This is a genomic window from Pseudomonas sp. SDO5591_S426, assembly GCF_054070755.1.
The window spans coordinates 1-1,635 of record NZ_JBSVXD010000385.1 but is presented as its reverse complement, the minus strand read 5'-3'; the positions used below and the strand labels follow the sequence as shown (position 1 = coordinate 1,635).

The 1,635-nt window shown below is 61.1% G+C and carries 1 protein-coding gene; it reads left to right on the top strand.

Features of this window, described 5'->3' with window-relative positions:
* The first annotated feature begins 198 nt into the window (after positions 1–198).
* Positions 199–1,557 carry an 8-oxoguanine deaminase gene (locus ACW9JC_RS30165; RefSeq protein ID WP_457459622.1) on the top strand — a complete coding sequence of 453 codons (1,359 nt, stop codon included), beginning with the start codon at positions 199–201 and terminating at the stop codon, positions 1,555–1,557.
* The last annotated feature ends 78 nt before the right edge of the window (positions 1,558–1,635 follow it).

Sequence of the window (1,635 nt, the reverse complement as noted above, 5' to 3'; positions counted from 1 at the left end):
ATTTTTAAAGGCAGGATCAAAAGATCGCAGCCTTCGGCAGCTCCTACAAGGTTATGTGTTGTCCTGTCGGGCCGGGCTTGCCCCTGACAGCGTTTTGTTCGACACTTCGCACCTCGCCTCCCCGGCGACCCTGGATCAGCAGACAGGGCAACACTGAGCTGGCAACCCTGAACCCAACTTTCAGAGGAGCCGGCCAACATGCCTGCCATCCGTACCTGGTTAAAAAATCCCCTCGCCATTTTCACGGCCAACGGTCTCGATGCCCGTGGCGGCCTGGTGCTGCAAGACGGTGTGATCGTCGAAGTGCTCGGCGCTGGTCAACAACCTACCCTGCCGTGCCATGAAGTGTTCGATGCCCGCGAGCATGTGATTCTGCCGGGCCTGATCAACACCCATCACCACTTCTATCAAACCCTGACCCGCGCCTGGGCGCCGGTGGTCAATCAGCCGTTGTTCCCGTGGCTGAAAACCCTGTATCCAGTCTGGGCGCGCCTGACTCCGGAAAAGCTAGCACTCGCCACCAAAGTTGCGTTGGCCGAGTTGCTGTTGTCCGGTTGCACCACGGCGGCCGATCACCATTACCTGTTTCCCGAAGGCCTGGAAAATGCGATCGACGTGCAAGTCGAGAGCGTTCGTGAACTGGGCATGCGCGCCATGCTGACCCGCGGTTCAATGAGCCTCGGCGAAAAGGACGGTGGCTTGCCACCGCAACAAACCGTGCAGGAAGGCCAGGTAATTCTCGACGACAGCCAGCGCCTGATCGCCGAGTATCACGAACGCGGCGACGGCGCGCAGATCCAGATCGCCCTGGCACCCTGTTCGCCGTTTTCGGTGACTCCGGAAATCATGTCCGCCAGTGCCGAACTGGCGAACAAGCTCGACGTGCGCCTGCACACGCACCTGGCGGAAACCCTCGACGAAGAAGACTTCTGCCTGCAACGCTTCGGCCTGCGCACCGTGGATTATCTGGACAGCGTCGGCTGGCTCGGCCCGCGTACCTGGCTGGCCCACGGCATCCACTTCAACCCGGACGAAATCGCCCGCCTCGGCGCGGCCGGCACCGGTATCTGCCATTGCCCGAGCTCGAACATGCGCCTGGCTTCCGGCATCTGCCCGAGTATTGATCTGACCGACGCCGGTGCGCCACTGGGCCTTGGCGTGGACGGTTCGGCCTCCAACGACGCCTCGAACATGATCCTCGAAACGCGTCAGGCTTTGTACATCCAACGCCTGCGCTACGGCGCCGAGAAGATCACTCCGGAACGCGTGCTGGGCTGGGCCACCAAAGGTTCGGCGCAGTTGTTGGGTCGCACAGACATCGGTGAAATTGCGCCGGGCAAGCAGGCTGATCTGGCGCTGTTCAAGCTGGATGAGCTGCGGTTCTCCGGCAGTCACGATCCGGTTTCTGCGCTGCTGTTGTGCGGTGCGGATCGCGCGGATCGGGTGATGGTTGGCGGCAAGTGGCGGGTGATTGATGGGCAGGTTGAAGGGCTGGATCTGAAAGGGTTGATCGCTGATCACAGCCAGGCGGCTCGGCAGTTGATCGCTGGTACCTGATAAAACACCGATTAAACCTGTGGGAGCGAGCCTGCTCGCGATGGCGGAGTGTCAGTCGACATCATCTGTTTCTGACAC